This window comes from Anaeromyxobacter sp. Red801, from assembly GCF_049201065.2.
Taxonomy (GTDB): domain Bacteria; phylum Myxococcota; class Myxococcia; order Myxococcales; family Anaeromyxobacteraceae; genus Anaeromyxobacter.
Genome location: NZ_CM181236.1, coordinates 637,945 through 652,990 on the forward strand (window position 1 = coordinate 637,945; position 15,046 = coordinate 652,990).

General features: G+C 75.1%; 19 protein-coding genes. 12 read left to right on the forward strand and 7 right to left on the reverse strand.

Translation table 11 applies throughout. The annotated features are described in order from the left end of the window. Window position 1 precedes the first annotated feature (1 nt). The 4 genes from ACOQFB_RS02900 (at window position 2) to ACOQFB_RS02915 (ending at window position 2,928) form a co-directional block, all read left to right on the forward strand. Window positions 2–922 (forward strand): pirin family protein, encoded by a 921-nt coding sequence (locus ACOQFB_RS02900; RefSeq protein ID WP_421610397.1) that lies wholly within the window; start codon window positions 2–4, stop codon window positions 920–922. Window positions 923–1,036: 114 nt separating this feature from the next. Further along, on the forward strand, window positions 1,037–1,384 hold the full coding sequence (locus ACOQFB_RS02905; RefSeq protein WP_421610396.1) for a TraR/DksA family transcriptional regulator: 348 nt from the start codon (window positions 1,037–1,039) through the stop codon (window positions 1,382–1,384). A gap of 60 nt (window positions 1,385–1,444) precedes the next feature. Further along, window positions 1,445–2,206 carry a class I SAM-dependent methyltransferase gene (locus tag ACOQFB_RS02910; RefSeq protein ID WP_059437620.1) on the forward strand — a complete coding sequence of 254 codons (762 nt, stop codon included), beginning with the start codon at window positions 1,445–1,447 and terminating at the stop codon, window positions 2,204–2,206. 281 nt (window positions 2,207–2,487) lie between these two features. Further along, on the forward strand, window positions 2,488–2,928 hold the full coding sequence (locus tag ACOQFB_RS02915; protein WP_494492446.1) for a hypothetical protein: 441 nt from the start codon (window positions 2,488–2,490) through the stop codon (window positions 2,926–2,928). A gap of 7 nt (window positions 2,929–2,935) precedes the next feature. On the opposite strand, the gene ACOQFB_RS02920 is transcribed toward ACOQFB_RS02915, so the two are convergent. Further along, the gene (locus ACOQFB_RS02920; RefSeq protein WP_421610394.1) at window positions 2,936–3,319 is read right to left on the reverse strand and encodes a hypothetical protein; all 384 of its coding nucleotides are present in this window, start codon (window positions 3,317–3,319) and stop codon (window positions 2,936–2,938) included. A gap of 90 nt (window positions 3,320–3,409) precedes the next feature. On the opposite strand from ACOQFB_RS02920, the gene ACOQFB_RS02925 reads away from it, so the two are divergent. Further along, a complete protein-coding gene (locus ACOQFB_RS02925; protein ID WP_421610393.1) occupies window positions 3,410–3,787 on the forward strand; it encodes a DUF1841 family protein in 378 nt (125 codons plus the stop codon). A 43-nt stretch (window positions 3,788–3,830) separates the two neighbouring features. Then, window positions 3,831–4,211, forward strand: coding sequence for a fluoride efflux transporter CrcB (gene crcB / locus ACOQFB_RS02930; RefSeq protein WP_059437624.1), 381 nt, complete (start codon window positions 3,831–3,833; stop codon window positions 4,209–4,211). Window positions 4,212–4,228: 17 nt separating this feature from the next. On the opposite strand, the gene mobA is transcribed toward crcB, so the two are convergent. Then, window positions 4,229–4,831: a molybdenum cofactor guanylyltransferase gene (mobA, locus tag ACOQFB_RS02935; RefSeq protein WP_421610392.1), complete on the reverse strand. Its 603-nt coding sequence runs from the start codon at window positions 4,829–4,831 to the stop codon at window positions 4,229–4,231. Window positions 4,832–4,892: 61 nt separating this feature from the next. Here mobA and ACOQFB_RS02940 point away from each other — a divergent pair, with 61 nt between their 5' ends. Both ACOQFB_RS02940 and ACOQFB_RS02945 read left to right on the forward strand, forming a co-directional pair. Further along, complete coding sequence (locus tag ACOQFB_RS02940) at window positions 4,893–5,228, forward strand: hypothetical protein (protein ID WP_421610391.1); 336 nt, start codon at window positions 4,893–4,895, stop codon at window positions 5,226–5,228. Beyond that, entirely contained in the window at window positions 5,225–6,037 is an 813-nt protein-coding gene (locus ACOQFB_RS02945; RefSeq protein WP_494492447.1) for an SDR family oxidoreductase, read from the forward strand. The genes ACOQFB_RS02940 and ACOQFB_RS02945 overlap by 4 nt, the downstream gene beginning before the upstream one ends. Before the next feature lie 17 nt (window positions 6,038–6,054). On the opposite strand, the gene ACOQFB_RS02950 is transcribed toward ACOQFB_RS02945, so the two are convergent. The 4 genes from ACOQFB_RS02950 to ACOQFB_RS02965 form a co-directional block, all read right to left on the reverse strand. Continuing rightward, window positions 6,055–6,711 (reverse strand): MBL fold metallo-hydrolase, encoded by a 657-nt coding sequence (locus tag ACOQFB_RS02950; protein ID WP_059437628.1) that lies wholly within the window; start codon window positions 6,709–6,711, stop codon window positions 6,055–6,057. Window positions 6,712–6,796: 85 nt separating this feature from the next. Beyond that, window positions 6,797–7,180 carry an iron-sulfur cluster insertion protein ErpA gene (gene erpA, locus ACOQFB_RS02955; protein WP_082100221.1) on the reverse strand — a complete coding sequence of 128 codons (384 nt, stop codon included), beginning with the start codon at window positions 7,178–7,180 and terminating at the stop codon, window positions 6,797–6,799. Between the two features lie 119 nt (window positions 7,181–7,299). After that, a complete protein-coding gene (locus ACOQFB_RS02960; RefSeq protein ID WP_059437629.1) occupies window positions 7,300–8,001 on the reverse strand; it encodes an SDR family oxidoreductase in 702 nt (233 codons plus the stop codon). Between the two features lie 4 nt (window positions 8,002–8,005). Next, on the reverse strand, window positions 8,006–8,563 hold the full coding sequence (locus ACOQFB_RS02965) for a cob(I)yrinic acid a,c-diamide adenosyltransferase (protein ID WP_421610390.1): 558 nt from the start codon (window positions 8,561–8,563) through the stop codon (window positions 8,006–8,008). Window positions 8,564–8,621: 58 nt separating this feature from the next. Between ACOQFB_RS02965 and ACOQFB_RS02970 the strand changes: the two genes are divergently transcribed. Then, window positions 8,622–9,962 carry a hypothetical protein gene (locus tag ACOQFB_RS02970; RefSeq protein WP_421610389.1) on the forward strand — a complete coding sequence of 447 codons (1,341 nt, stop codon included), beginning with the start codon at window positions 8,622–8,624 and terminating at the stop codon, window positions 9,960–9,962. Between the two features lie 7 nt (window positions 9,963–9,969). Here the strand turns inward: ACOQFB_RS02970 and ACOQFB_RS02975 are convergent, their stop codons facing one another. After that, the gene (locus tag ACOQFB_RS02975) at window positions 9,970–10,731 is read right to left on the reverse strand and encodes a hypothetical protein (RefSeq protein ID WP_421610388.1); all 762 of its coding nucleotides are present in this window, start codon (window positions 10,729–10,731) and stop codon (window positions 9,970–9,972) included. 133 nt (window positions 10,732–10,864) lie between these two features. Between ACOQFB_RS02975 and ACOQFB_RS02980 the strand changes: the two genes are divergently transcribed. The 3 genes from ACOQFB_RS02980 to ACOQFB_RS02990 all read left to right on the forward strand — a co-directional run bounded on the left by ACOQFB_RS02980 (window position 10,865) and on the right by ACOQFB_RS02990 (window position 15,042). Beyond that, a complete protein-coding gene (locus ACOQFB_RS02980; protein ID WP_059437633.1) occupies window positions 10,865–11,833 on the forward strand; it encodes a diguanylate cyclase in 969 nt (322 codons plus the stop codon). 168 nt (window positions 11,834–12,001) lie between these two features. After that, the gene (locus ACOQFB_RS02985) at window positions 12,002–13,573 is read left to right on the forward strand and encodes an ATP-binding protein (protein WP_421610387.1); all 1,572 of its coding nucleotides are present in this window, start codon (window positions 12,002–12,004) and stop codon (window positions 13,571–13,573) included. Next, window positions 13,570–15,042 (forward strand): sigma-54-dependent transcriptional regulator, encoded by a 1,473-nt coding sequence (locus ACOQFB_RS02990; RefSeq protein ID WP_059437635.1) that lies wholly within the window; start codon window positions 13,570–13,572, stop codon window positions 15,040–15,042. The genes ACOQFB_RS02985 and ACOQFB_RS02990 overlap by 4 nt, the downstream gene beginning before the upstream one ends. Window positions 15,043–15,046: the final 4 nt, after the last annotated feature.

Below are 15,046 nucleotides of genomic sequence, written 5' to 3' on the forward strand. Positions count from 1 at the left end.
CATGGGTGAGGATGCGGCGAGCACGGCCCGGCACGGGGCGATCGAGACGGTGCTGGTCCCGCGCACGCGCGAGCTCGGCGGGGTGCGGGTGGGGCGCGTGCTGCCCGCGATGCAGCGGCGGATGGTGGGGCCGTTCGTGTTCCTCGACGAGATGGGGCCCGTGCTGTTCCGCGGCGGGGACGGGCTCGACGTCGCCCCGCACCCGCATGTCGGGCTCGCGACCGTCACGTATCTCTTCGAGGGCGAGCTGCTGCACCGCGACAGCCTCGGCTCGGTGCAGGTGATCGCGCCGGGCGCGGTGAACTGGATGACCGCGGGGCGCGGGATCGCGCACTCGGAGCGGACGCCGCCCGCGGCGCGCGCCGCCGGCGGCCGGCTGTCCGGGATCCAGAGCTGGGTGGCGCTGCCGCGCGCCCACGAGGAGGACGAGCCCGCGTTCGCGCACGTCGCGGCCGAGGCGCTCCCGGCGCTGGAGGACGGCGGGGTGCGCCTGCGGGTGATCGCCGGGGCGTTCGCCGGCGCGCGCTCGCCGGTGCGGGTCCTGTCCGAGACGCTCTACGTGGACGCCGCGCTCGCGGCGGGCGCCCGGCTCGAGGTCCCGGCGGACCAGGAGGAGCGGGCGGCCCTGGTGGCGAGCGGCGAGCTCGAGGTGGACGGCGCCCGCTTCCCGGCCGGGCAGCTCCTGGTGCTGCGCCCGGGGGCGCCGGTGGTGCTGCGCGCCCCGTCGGACGCGCGCGTGCTGCTCCTCGGGGGCGAGCCCATGGACGGCGAGCGCCACGTTTGGTGGAACTTCGTCTCCAGCTCGCGCGAGCGGATCGAGCAGGCGGCGGCGGACTGGCGGGCCGGGCGGTTCCCGTCCATCCCCGGTGAGCGGGACCCCGTCCCGCTGCCGGAGCGGCCGCCGGGCATGCGCATCCGCTGACGGCGCGCCGTGGCGCGCGATGCCGCAGGCCTGCGGGGGACGCGGCGGACGCGGCGCCGGAGGCTATGCTGGTCACGTTCCCCCGCGCGAGGGGAGCCGGAGAGGAGGACGGTCATGGTGCGCAGCGCAGGGAGGCTCACCGGGGCGCAGCTCGAGACGCTCCGCGGGAAGCTCGAGGCGGAGCGCAGGCGCGTGCAGCGCCTGCTCGCGACGCCGGTCGAGGCCGTGCCGGCGGAGGGCGAGCGCACCGAGCCCGAGGAGGTCGCCCAGCGCTCCACCGAGGCCGCCCACCACCTGGGCGTGGCGGAGCGCGAGCGCGCGCTGCTCGCCGACATCGATCGCGCGCTGGCGAAGCTGGACGCGGGCACGTACGGCGTGAGCGAGCGCACCGGCGAGCCCATCGCGTACGAGCGGCTGGCGGCGGTGCCCTGGACCCGCGTCGCGGCCGAGGACGAGGAGTAGGCGCCGGCTCGGCCGGGGAGGTCGGTTGACGGCGCACCGCCGCGTGCGCTCCCTCGGCGCATGACCTTCGCCGTCCCCGCCGCGGCCTACGACCGCTTCATGGGCCGCTACTCGCGGCCGCTCGCGCCGCGCTTCCTCGACTTCGCCGGCGTGGGGGAGGGGCCCGCGCTCGACGTGGGCTGCGGCCCGGGCAACCTCGCCGCCGCGCTCGCCGAGCGGCTCGGGCCCGCGCAGGTGGCGGCCGTCGATCCCTCGGAGCCGTTCGTGGAGGCGTGCCGCGCGCGCGTGCCCGGCGCCGACGTGCGGCGCGCGTCCGGGGAGGCGCTGCCGTTCGAGGACGGGGCGTTCGCGGCGGCGCTCTCGCAGCTCGTGCTCTCGTTCGTGAAGGAGCCGGACCGGATGGCGGCGGAGCTCGGCCGCGTGGTGCGGCCGGGCGGCGTGGTCGCGGCGTGCACGTTCGAGGCGGGCGGCCTCGCGCTCGCGACCGCGTTCTGGGACGCGGCCATCGCGCTCGATCCCGCCGCGCCGGACGACGCGCGGATCCCGTTCCGGCGCCTGCCCGAGCTGCAGGCGCTGTTCGCGCGCGCCGGCTTCCGCGAGCTCCGGGCCGGGACCCTGGACGTCGAGGCGCGCTACGACGACTTCGAGGACGACCTGTGGCGCTCGCTGGGCGCCGGCATCGGACCCATGGGCGCCTACCTGGCCGCCCAGCCGCCGGAGCGGCAGGCGCTGCTCCGCGACGGCTGCTGGGAGCGGCTGGGGCGTCCCTCCGGCGCGTTCACGCTTCCGGCCCGGGCCATCGCGGTGCGCGCCCGGGTCTGAGACCATCGGGGAGCGGCCGGATCGGCGCGACGCACCGCGCGATCGTGGCGCATCGCCCCGGCGATATCGGCGATCCGTCCCACCTCTCCGCGGCGTCCCATGCTGCCGCACCCGCATCGCGTCCGGAGGTCGTGTGTCACGGTAGCAGTGGCTACCCGGTCCGCGCACCACAGCCTACGCTTCACTCCACGGTTCACGGGGTGCGTGCGGTGCGCGTCGCGATTCCAGCCCTGCTCTTGCTGACGGTGTCCACGTCCTGCGGTCGGGGGCCGGACCTCGTCGTGCACCAGACCGCGGTCGTGCTCGACACCACCGCGCCGTTCGCGCACCACCCGGACTTCGCGCGCCGCCTCGAGTCCACCATGTCCGCCGCGCTCGAGTACTGGGGCGGCGACTGGAAGGCCCTGGCGCACCGGACCGTCACCTTCCAGGACGAGCAGTTCGTGGCGTGCGGCGGGATGGGGACGGCGCTCGGCTGCTTCGACGGCGACATCCGCCTCACCACGCGCGATCCGTCCATCGGCACGTTCCGCTGCGTCGAGGCGACGGTGCTGGTGCACGAGATCGGCCACGCGGTGATCGGCGACCGCGACCACCGCGACCCGCGCTGGATGGACTTCGAGCGCGTGGCGCAGGAGCTGGCGGGCCGCATCGGCTACCCCGACGGCAGCGCGCCCTGCGAGCTGTACCCGAGCGTCTGGCGGCACCTGCCGGGGAGCTGAGGCGGCGCTACCTCGCCTCGCGCCCCCCGGTCTTGCGCTCGAGCTCGTCGATCTCCAGCTGGAGGTCGGCCGCCTTGCGGCAGGCGCGCGCGTTGCTCCGCTCGCGCAGGAACGTCTCCAGCCGCCCCGACATCCCCACCGGGCGCTCGCCGCGCCCGAGCGCGAGGCACTGCTGCTCGAACCAGCTGCGGTCCACCTCGCCGAACAGCCGGCCGATCACCCCGCCGTCGTCGCCGCCCTCCGGCGCCGCGGCCTCGCGGTAGTCCGCGTAGAGGTCGTCGAGCGTGCTGCGGAGCTCGCGGCGCGAGTCGAGGAGCTTCTGCTCGGGCGTGCGGCAGCCGAGCGCGAGGGCGGCGGCGAGGACGGCGGCGGCGAGGATGCGTCGAGGCATGGCGGCATGGTATCGCGGAGCACGCCCGCGCGCCCTGCGGGCCTTGCCCCGGCGGGCGCTCCCGGACAGGATCCCGCCCGCGGAGGAACCTTGGACTACGACGCCGATCACGCCCCCGACCCGAGCGCCTGGCTCGCGGCGGACGAGGACGAGCGCCTCCGCGCCGTCGAGGCGCACCACTCCGGCCTCGCCTCGCACGCGCGCATGCCGAAGCCGCGCCTGCACGCCGCCCTGCACCTCGTGGTCGAGGCGCAGCTCGCGAGCGGCCAGCCGCCCGAGGCGCGCCGCGCGCTGGAGCGGCTCCTGCGGGGCGGGCTGCCGCGGCACGAGGCGGTGCACGCCATCGGCCTGCTCGTCGCGAACGCGGCCAGCGCCGCGCTGGAGGGGCGCGCGTTCGACGCCGGCACCTACGCCCGCGAGCTCGACGCGCTCACCGTCGAGGGCTGGCGCGCGGCGGGCAAGGAGTGACGCGCCCGGTTGCCGGGAGCGCACCGCCGCGGTAAACGGACGCGTGGCCCGCCTCCTCCTCGTCTGCCTCGGCGGCGCGCTCGGGAGCGGCGCGCGCTACCTGACCTCGGCCTGGGCGCTGCGGGCGTTCGGCCCGGACTTCCCCCGGGGCACGCTGCTCGTGAACGTGTCCGGCTCGTTCCTCCTCGCCGGGATCATGACCGCGTCCTTGCAGAGCGAGGCGTTCCCGCCCGACCTGCGGCTGTTCCTGGCGGCCGGCGTGATGGGCGGGTTCACCACCTACTCCTCGTTCAACTACGAGACGCTCGCGCTGCTCGAGCAGGGGCGGCTCGCGGCCGCGGCCGGGTACCTGCTCGCCACCGTGCTGGGCTGCCTCGCCGCGGCGGTCGTCGCCACGCTGCTGGTGCGCTGGCTGGCGGGCTAGGTCTGCCGCGCGCGCGGTCAGCGCGAGAGCCCGAGCCGCGCCGCGTCCTCGGGCGTGTTCGCGTTCTCGAACGCGCGGCCCAGCGGATCCACCGCGCGCCAGTCCGCCTCCTCGACGATCCGCGCGCCCACCCGCCGCGCCAGCCCCTGCAGCGAGGGATCCCCGGCGCGCAGCTCCGCCTCGAGCACCGGCACGCAGGCGCGCGACCAGAGCGCGTGCAGCGGCTGCAGCCGCCCGCCCCAGCGCACCACCACCGCCGGCGCGCCGGCCCGCAGCCCGGCCAGGAACGCGATGGGCGCCTCGGCCAGGAACGGCATGTCGCACGCCGCGGTGAAGACCCACTCCGTGGACGCGGCGGCGAGCGCGGCGTGCACGCCCGACGGCGCGCCCTTGCCCGGGAGGGCGTCGGGGATCACGCGCGCGCCGAGCGCCGCGTACGGCGCCGCGTCGTTCGCGACGACGAAGGCGTCGTCGAACAGCGCACGGAACAGGCGCAGCGCGCGGGCGGCGATGGGCTCGCCGTCCACGCGGAGCAGCCCTTTCGGGAGCCCGCCCATGCGCGTGGCCTTGCCGCCCGCCACGAGCGCCCCGGTGCAGCCGGCGATGCGGACCGACGCCATGCGTCGAGTCTAGCGCGGAGCGCTGGAACCCATGGGTGATCCGGGTTAAAACGGCCGGCTCATGACCCCGGAGCAGCGGCTCGAGACGTTCCGCAAGTTCGTCGAGAAGAGCCCGGACGACCCCTTCGCACGCTACTCGCTCGCCATGGCCCTGCGCTCCGCGGGCCAGGGCGAGGAGTCGGCGCAGGAGTTCCGCGAGCTCGCCCGCCGCGTTCCGGACTACGTGCCGACCTACCTCATGCTCGGGCAGGTGCTCGAGACGCTGGGGCGTGACGGCGAGGCGGCGAAGGCCTACCAGGACGGGGTCGCCGTGGCGACCCGCAAGCAGGACGGACACGCGGTGAGCGAGCTGACCCAGGCGCTCGAGGCGGTCCGCGCCAGAGGAGCTCAAGGATGAGCGAGCAGAACGAGACCGCGGTTGCCCACCTCCCGCTCGGCGGGCTCATGAAGGGCAAGCGCGCGCTGATCACCGGCGTCGCGAACGAGCGGTCCATCGCGTGGGCCATCGCGGAGGCGTTCCGCGCCGAGGGCGCCGAGCTGGCGTTCACCTATCCCGGCGAGGCGATGGGCAAGCGGGTGCGCCCGCTGGCCGAGCAGGCCGGCGCGAAGGCCATCCTCGACTGCGACGTCGCGAAGGACGAGGACATCGCGCGCACCGCCGCCGAGATCGGCAAGATCTGGCCGCAGGTGGACGTGCTGGTGCACTCGATCGGCTACGCGCCGCGCGAGGCGCTCGACGGCCGGTTCACCGACGTCACCACCCGCGAGACCTGGCGCATCGCCCTCGACGTGTCGGCCTACTCGCTCATCGGCCTGGCCCGGGCGTTCAAGCCCATGATGAAGCCGGGCGCCTCCATCGTGTGCCTCACGTACTACGGCGCCGAGAAGGTGGTCCGGAACTACAACGTGATGGGCGTCGCGAAGGCCGCGCTGGAGTGCTCGACGCGCTACCTGGCCGAGGACCTCGGGCAGGAGGGCATCCGGGTGAACGCCATCAGCGCCGGCCCGCTCAAGACGCTGGCCGCGGCCGGCATCAAGGGCATGCGCACCATGCTCGGCGAGAACGCCGACAAGACGCCGCTGCGCCGGAACATCGAGCAGGACGACTGCGCCCGCGCCGCGCTCTACCTGTGCTCGGACCTCGCCCGCAACGTGACCGGCGAGATCCTCCACGTGGACGCCGGCCAGAAATCATGGGCGTGGTGAGCATGTCGTAGCGGACGCTAGATGAACCGCCCCCGCCGCGGCGACTCGCCGACGAACGGGTTGGCGCGGCGCTCCTCGCCCAGCGTGCCGGACGGCCCGTGGCCGGGGTGGAAGCGCACCGCGTCGCCGAGCGGGAACAGGCGGTCCTTGATCGACCGCTCCAGCGCGTCGAAGTCGCCGCCGGGGAGATCGGTCCGGCCGACCGACCCGGCGAAGAGCGTGTCGCCGGTGAACAGGACCTGCTCGCCGGGGAACCACAGGCTGCACGAGCCGGCGCTGTGCCCCGGCGTGTGGATCACCTGCGCCTCGCAGTCGCCCACCCGGAAGGCCTCGCCGTCCACGTGGTGGTGATCGACCTGCGGCGCCTCCACCGGGTCGAAGCCGAACATCTCGGCCTGGCGGGGCAGCGCCTCGAGCCAGGCGTCGTCGGCCGCGTGGATCTGCAGCGGCGCGCCGGTGGCGGCGCGGGCCTCGGCGCCGCCGCCCACGTGGTCGATGTGACCGTGGGTGCAGAAGATCCGGGTGATGCGCCAGCCGGAGGGCCCGGTGAGCGCGAGCGCCCGGTGCACCTCGGCGCCGGGATCGACCAGCACGGCCTCGCCGGTCCGCCCGCAGGCGGCGAGCCAGCAGTTCGCCGCGAACGGGCCGACCACCGCGTGGCGGACCACGAGCATCGCTTCCTCCAGACGCGAAGGGCCGAAGGGTCTCCCCTCCGGCCCGCGCGCACCGCCCGGCCACGCGGGCCGGCGAGGCGAATGCCTAGTACGAGAAGGACGAGCCGCAGCCGCAGGTGGTGCGGGCGTTCGGGTTGTTGAACTTGAACCCGGCGCCCTGCAGGCCGACGACGTAGTCGATGGTCACGCCCTGGAGGTACATCGAGCTCATCGGATCGACGTAGAGCTTGATGCCTTCCTGCTCGAGCGAGATGTCGCCGTCGCGCGGGTCCTTCTCGAAGTCCATCGAGTACTGGAACCCGGCGCAGCCGCCGCCCATGACGCCGACGCGGATGCCGTAGCCCGCGAGGCCCTCGCGCGCGATGGCGTCCTTCACCATCTCGATCGCCTTCGAGGTCAGGCTGACGAAGTTCGGGATCCCCATGTCGGGGGAGAGCGCGGTCGGGGCGACGACGGTGGTGGCTTCCATTTCTTCGAGTTCTCCATCGAGGGACGCGCCCTCGTTGACGTGGCGCAAGGAGTCTAACAGGGAGGGTTGGGCGCTTCAACGCGCGGTTGGGCCCGCACCGACAGGGCTTTTACCGTCCTTCAGCCGGCGCGCCCCGACAGGTGGCGGCCCCCGTCCACCGGCAGCACGGCGCCGGTCACGAACGGTGCGTCCGCGAGATAACGCACGGCGGCCGCGACGTCTTCCGGCGTGCCGGGCCTTCCGAGCGGGATGCGCGCCGTGAGGGCGCGGCGGCGCGCCGCGGGGTAGTGCTCCGGCCAGAGCACGGTGCCGGGCGCCACGCCGTTCACCCGCACCCGGGGCGCCAGCTCGAGCGCGAGGCACTCGGTCAGCCGCGCCAGCGCCGCCTTCGACGCCGCGTAGGCGGCGTAGCCCTTCCACGGCACCAGCCCGCCGCCCACGTCCACGACGTTCACCACCGAGCCGCGCGACCGCGCCAGCAGGGGCGCGAGCGCCCGGACCAGCAGGAGCGGCGCCCGCGCGTTCAGGTCCATCTGCGAGTCGAACGCCGCCGCGTCGGTGCCGGCGAGGGGGAGCGCGTCGAACACCGAGGCGCTGTTCACCAGCAGGTCGAGGCGGCGGTGCCGGGCGCGGAACGCGGCCGCGAGCCGGGCCGGCCCGTCGGCGGCGGCGAGGTCCGCCTGCAGCGCGGAGGCGAAGCCGCGCGGGCGGTGCGTGCGGTAGTGCGCGGCGACGGTCCACCCGTCGCGCGCCAGCCCGCGGGCGATCGCCTCGCCGACGCGGACCCCGGCCCCGGTCACCAGCGCGATGCGGTCGGCCACGGCGTCACCTCTCCCGGCGCGGGTCCCAGGCGGTCTCCGGCTTGCGCGCGCGGTGGTTCGCGACGCGCGCCGCCACGAACAGGAAGTCGGAGAGCCGGTTCAGGTAGGCGAGCGCGACCGGCGAGACCTCCGCCTCGGCGGCGAGCGCCACCACGCGGCGCTCGGCGCGGCGGCACACGCAGCGCGCCAGGTGCAGCTGCGCGGCGGTCCGGGTCCCGCCGGGGAGCACGAACTGGCGCAGCGGGGGCAGCTCCGCCTCCCACGCGTCGATGGCGCCCTCGAGCCGCTCCGCCCAGCGCGGCTCGACCGCCGGGATGGCCGAGCGGGCCTTCTCGCCGTGCGGCGTGGCCAGCTCCGCGCCCACGCAGAACAGCTCGTCCTGGATCCGCGCGAGCTGCGCGTCGATCTCCGGGTCCTCGACCTGCGCGCGCACCGTGCCGAGGCAGGCGTTCAGCTCGTCCACCTCGCCGTAGGCCTCGACCCGCGCGTCGCTCTTGCGCACCCGCGGCCCGCCGAACAGGCCGGTCTCTCCGGCGTCGCCGGTCTTCGTGTAGATCTTCACCCTGCGGTCCCTAGCAGAGCCCGTGGACGCGCCGCAACGCCCGCGGTAGGACCGGCGCATGACCGACGTCTTCGAGGGAGGGGCGCTCGCCGCGATCGGCCGCGAGGCCGCCGAGCGCGCCTGGGCCGAGGGCCTCACCGTGCGGAAGCCGGACGGCACGGTGGTGCCGATCCCGCTGCTGGCCGAGCCGGAGGTGCTCTCGCGCGCCGCGCTCGACGGGCTGGCGCGGGAGGCGGAGCGCATCCTCTCGGGCAGCGTCAAGCTGGCGCGGGCGCTGGTGGCCTCGGGCGACGCCCGCGACCGGGCCGCGCTGGAGGAGCCGTTCTCCGGCCTCGAGGCCGAGGCCATGGCGCGCCTGTTCGACGAGGCGCCGCTCGCGGTGATGATGGCGCGGGTGGACTTCCTGGTGCCGGAGGGCGGCGGCGCGCCGCGGGCCCTCGAGCTGAACGCCACCATCCCGGCCATGTCCGCCTACGCCGACCTGGCCGCGTTCGCCTGGATCCGGGCCGCCGCGCGCGCCCGCGGCAGGTCGCCGCGCGAGGCGGAGGCGCTGGTGGCGGCCTGCGGCAGCCACATGGAGCGGCTGCGTGAGGCGCTGGTGGCGGCGTACCGGGCGCGCGGCGGCGGGCGGGCCCGCCCGTCGATCGCGCTGGTGGCCCGGCCGGGCGACGCGCAGATCGGCGAGCTGCGCCGGCTGGCGGCCCACTTCCGGCAGATGGGCCACCGCGCCGAGAACCTGGTGCCGGCGGAGTGCGAGCCGGAGGCGTGGGACGTGCTGTACCGGCACGTCTGGGCGCACAAGGTGGACCCGGCCGATCCCTTCGCGCGCGCGCTGCGCGCGCCCGGCAGGTACGTGCTCCTCAACCCGGTGAACGGGCTGCTCGAGGCGAAGGCGCTGTTCGCGCGCCTCTCGGAGTGCGCCGAGGACGGGGCGCTCGCGGAGCGCGCCGGGCTGGACGCGGAGGAGCGGGCCGCCGCGGGCCGGCTGCCCTGGACGCGCCGGCTCACCCCCGAGGTGGCGGCGCGCCTCGTCGCCGACCGCGAGCGGTTCGTGCTGAAGCGGAGCTGGGACTACGGCGGCAAGAGCGTCCACCTCGGCGCCGAGACGGCGCCGGAGGCGTGGGCCCGCGCGGTCGAGGAGGCGCTCGCCGATCCCCGCGCCGGCGGCTGGGTGGCGCAGGAGCGCGTGTTCGCGGTGCGGCGGCCGGCCACCCGCGTCGCGCCGGAGGGCGTCTCGCGGTCCGACCTGTACCGCGACGTGTCCACCTACTGCGGCCTGGGGCCGTCGCGCCCGTCGGGCTCGGTGGTCCGCGCCGCTGCATCACCGATCGTGAACATCCTGGGCGGCGGCGGGCTCGCCCCGGTGATCCCCGAGGACGTGATGGAGGCGCTGCGGTAGGCGAGGCCTAGGCGCCGGCGGCGGTCGCCTCGGCCGCCGCCGGCGGCAGGCGGAGGTCGCGGATCGAGGGGACGCGCGCGAGCACCTCCACCGGCCGGCCGGAGTGGTCGGTGTCGAGGTGCACGCACAGCGCGTCCGGCCAGGCCCGCGCGTAGGCGTTCACGTGGGCGGGCTCGTTGTCGAACGCCGCCACCACCGGCCCGATGCGCTCGACGCGGCCGCGCGCGAGCGCCTTCCAGGCCTCGTCCCCGAGCGCCTCGTCCGGCTTCATGAACAGGTGCACGCGGGCGCCGTCCGGCAGCGGGAAGCCCGCCGCCCGGAACACCTCCAGCGTCCCCGGCTCCATCGCCGCCGGCCGCCCGGTGACGTAGGCCACGATCGCGCCGGCGTCGGCCGTCGCGCGCACCAGCCCGGGCGCCCCGGGCAGCGGCAGGTCGAGGCGGCAGTAGGCGCTCGTGAAGAACCGCTCGGCCCAGAACGCGCGCGCGGGCCGCAGGTGGCGCGCCACCTCGTCCGGCGGGAGCCCCGCGGCGGCGAGCGCGGCCGCGAGGTCCCAGCTCGTCCAGTGCTCCGGGCGCGCCCCGAGGAGCGCGGGCACGCCCGCCGCGCGCCCGTAGTCGCGCAGGATGCGGGCCTGCCGCGGCCGGTTGTCGAGCAGCGTCGAGTCGAGGTCGAACACGACCACGCCGTCCGGCGCGCCGGCCCGCGCGCGGGCGAGGACCGCGGCCAGGATCGACGCCTGCTCCTCGATGCGTGCCCGCCCCGGCATGGGGCGAACCTATGCCCTTGGGCGGGGGTCGAGGAACGCTCCCGATGTGGGCGGCCGGCCGCGGCGGCGCGCCGTGCCTGCGCGGCCGGTGCGTGGCGGAGGTGCGCGGAAGCAGGTATGTTTCCAGGCTCCGATGGCCCCGCGCGCCAAGATCCTGGTGGTGGACGACTCGCGCACCCAGCTCGACTGGCTCGTGCGGGTGCTCGAGCGCGAGGGGTACGACGTCCGCACCGCCGCGGACGGCAAGGACGCGATCCGCAAGGTGCGCGGCGAGCCGCCCGACCTGGTGCTGCTCGACATGATCCTGCCGGACATGGACGGGCTCGAGGTGCTGCGCATCGTGAAGGCGCGGCCCGAGGACCAGTTCATCCCGGTGATCATCCTGTCGGTGAAGTCCGACCTCGACTCGAAGGTCGCGGGCCTGCGCATCGGCGCCGACGACTTCCTGGCCAAGCCGTTCGCCGAGGCGGAGATCCTGGCGCGCTGCGCGGCGATGCTGCGCATCAAGACGCTCCAGGACCAGCTCCGCGAGACGCAGCGGCGGCTCCGCGAGCAGACGCTCACCGACGACCTCACCGGCCTCAAGAACCGGCGCGCCTTCGACGAGCGGCTCCAGGAGGAGTTCCGGCGCGCGCACCGCTACTCGGATCCGGTGTCGCTCATCATGATCGACCTGGACCACTTCAAGCTGGTGAACGACCGCTACGGTCACCCGTTCGGCGATCTCGTGCTGCGGGGCGCGTCCGAGCAGCTCCGCGCCTCCACCCGCGACCCCGACATCTGCGCGCGCTACGGCGGCGAGGAGTTCGCGGTCATCCTCCCCAAGACGCACCTCTCCGGCGCGCTCGCGGTGGCGGAGCGGATCTGGAAGGAGCTGTCCGCCCGGAATTACCCCGTTCCGGCTGGGTCCGCGGGACCCGAGACCGCCATCCAGGTGACCGCGTCGATGGGCATCGCGTTCTACCCGTCGAAGGACATCGGGTCGCCCGAGGCGCTGGTCCGGTACGCCGACGAGGCGCTGTACCAGGCCAAGAAGGCGGGACGTAACACGATTTGTCTCTACCAGGCGCAGGCGTATCGCTACGAGGCGAGCGACCGTTAGAGGGCGGGTTGCCGTGTACCGCGTCTCCGGTACGCCGAAACCCGGAGGGTGTGATATCACCCGGGGGCGATGAACGACCCGGGGAGTGAACCTCCCAACCGCCTGGAAACAGGGACCTCCGATAGCGGACCGGCTGGACCCCTCTGTGCACCTTCGAGGGCGCAGCCGATGGTACCCCCGGAATCCCAGGCCGGCAGCGGCGCCCTGGACGCCCGCCCCGACTCCACCGTGCTGGTGGTGGACGACGACGAGCACGTGCGCCGCGCGCTCGGCCGCGTGCTGCGCCGCGCGCGCTGCCGCGTGATCGACGCCGGGAACGCGAGCGGCGCGCTGGCGCTGCTGGAGCGCGAGCCGGTGCAGGTGGTGGTCTCCGACCACCGCATGCCGGGCACCTCCGGCGTCGAGCTGCTGCGGATCGTGAAGGAGCGCTGGCCCACCGTGCAGCGCGTCCTCCTCACCGGCCACGCCGACTCGGCGGTCATCGAGGAGGCGGTGAACCGGTCGGAGATCTTCCGGTTCATCTGGAAGCCCTGGGACGACGCGCACCTGCGCATCACCGTCCAGAGCGCGGTGGACCAGCACTGGATGCTCGAGGAGAACCGGCGCCTCGAGCAGCTCCTCGCCGAGCGCAACGCGCAGCTGGAGAAGCTGAACCGCGACCTCGACGGCCAGCTCGCGGCGCGCTCGGCCGCGCTGGTGCGGGCCGCCGAGGAGTGGCGCGCCAGCTTCGACGCCATCGGCGACCCGCTCGCGATCTTCCGGGGCGGCGGCTGCGAGGTGGCGCGCGCCAACGCCGCCTTCGCGCGCGCGGCCGGCGTGGCGATCACGCAGGTCGCCGGGCTGCGCTGCCGCGAGCACGCGTTCGGCGCGCTCCCGTGCCCGGCCTGCTGCGACCTGCCGCGCGGCGGCACCGCCGAGCGCGAGCTGGCGTTCGGCGATCGCACCTGGGTGATCCGCTCGTTCCCGTTCGGCGACGGCGGCCTGGTGGTGACGTTCAAGGACGTCACCGACGAGCGCGAGGTGAGCCGGCGGCTGTTCCACGCCGAGAAGATGTCCGCGGTGGGCCAGCTCGCCGGCGGCGTGGCGCACGAGATCAACAACCCGCTCGGCGGGATCCTGGCGTTCGCGCAGCTCATGAGCCGCGAGGAGCGCTCCCCCGAGGACATGGAGAGCCTGCGGCTCATCCAGGACGCCGCGAACCGCGCCAAGCGCATCGTGGAGTCGCTGCTGCGCTTCTCGCGCCGCCCGCGCGAGGAGGAGCGCGGGCCGGTGGACCTGCGCCAGGTGGTGGACGACGCGCTGTTCCTGCTCTCGCCGCAGCTCCGCGCCGGCCGCTTCGAGGTGGCGCGCCGGTTCGAGCCGGCGGTCGCCGTCGGCAACGGCAACCAGCTCCAGCAGGTGGTGGTGAACCTGCTGGTGAACGCGCTGCAGGCCATGGGCGACCGCGGCACGGTCACCGTCGCGGTGGGCCCGGCCGCGCCCGGGCGGCTGCGCCTCTCGGTGGCCGACACCGGGCCGGGCGTCCCCGAGGACGCCGCGCCGCGGATCTTCGAGCCGTTCTTCACCACCAAGCCCGAGGGCCAGGGCACCGGCCTGGGCCTGTCCATCTGCTACCAGATCGTCGAGGAGCACGGCGGGACCATCCGCCTCGAGCAGCCCGGCCCGCACCCCGGGGCCTGCTTCGTGCTCGAGCTCCCGGCGGCGCAACCGAGGCACGAGCGAGGAGAAGCGGTCCCATGAACGAGGCAACCGAGGCGCGGCCGGCCCGCGTGCTGGTGGTGGACGACGAGCCGACGCTGCTGCGCGCCATGGAGGCGCTGCTGCGGCGGAAGGGGCACGAGGTCGTCGGCCTCGACTCCTCCATCGCGGCCACCCAGCGGCTCGCGCAGGAGGACTTCGACGTCGCGCTGTTCGACATCAAGATGCCCCAGCTGTCCGGCCTCGAGCTGCTGAACGCGGTGAAGCACCGCCGGCCGGAGGTGGAGGTCATCATGATGACCGGCCACGCCACGGTGGAGACCGCGCTCGCCGCGGTCCGCGCCGGCGCCTACGACTACCTCACCAAGCCGTTCGAGGACGTGGAGGTGGTGGCGCGCGCGGTGGCGAAGGCGGCCGAGCGGAAGATGCTGTTCGACCGCAACCGCCAGCTCGAGAGCGCGCTGCGCGAGCGCGAGGGCACGCCGGCCGAGGGGCTGGTGGGCAACTCCGCGCCCATGCGCGAGGTGACGCGGATGGTGGAGGCGGTGGCGTACAGCGCCACCACCGTGCTCATCACCGGCGAGAGCGGCACCGGCAAGGAGCTGGTGGCGCGCGCGCTCCACACCCGCAGCCCGCGCCGCAGCCACCCGTTCGTCGCGCTCAACTGCGGCGCGCTCACCGAGACGCTGCTCGAGTCCGAGCTGTTCGGCCACGTGAAGGGCGCGTTCACCGGCGCGCAGCGCGACCAGCGCGGCCTGTTCGACGCGGCCGACGGCGGCACGATCTTCCTGGACGAGATCGGCGACATCCCGCTCTCGACCCAGGTGCGCCTGCTGCGCGTGCTGCAGGAGGGCGAGATCAAGCGCGTCGGCTCGGCCGACCCGGTGCGGGTGGACGTGCGCGTGCTCGCCGCCACCCACCGCGACCTGCCCAAGCTGGTGAAGGCCGGCCGGTTCCGCGAGGACCTGTTCTACCGGCTCAACGTGATCAACATCCCGCTGCCGCCGCTGCGCGAGCGCGTCGAGGACATCCCGCTGCTCGCGCACCACTTCGTGCGCCGCTACGCCGAGCGGCTGGGCAAGAAGGTCCGGACGGTCGCGCCGGAGGCGCTCGAGCTCATGTGCGGCTACCGCTGGCCGGGCAACGTGCGCGAGCTGGAGAACGCGATCGAGCGCGCCGTGGTGCTGTGCCGCGGCGACTCGGTGGTGCCCGGCGACCTGCCGCCGGCGGTGACCGGGCGCACCGCGCCGCTGGTGCGCGAGGTGCCGGCGTCCGGCGACGAGGCCGCGTGGCTGGCGCTCTCGTACGCCGCCGCCAAGGAGCAGGCGCTGCGCCGGTTCGAGAAGGGCTACGTCGAGGCGCTCATGCGCGCCTGCGACGGCAACATCTCGGCGGCCGCGCGCAAGGCCGGGATGGACCGCTCGAACTTCAAGCGCGTGCTCCGCAAGTACCGCACCGACGTCGAGCCGGACGCCGAGGACGAGGGCGGCTCCTCGCGCGCGCTCGCCTAGCGCC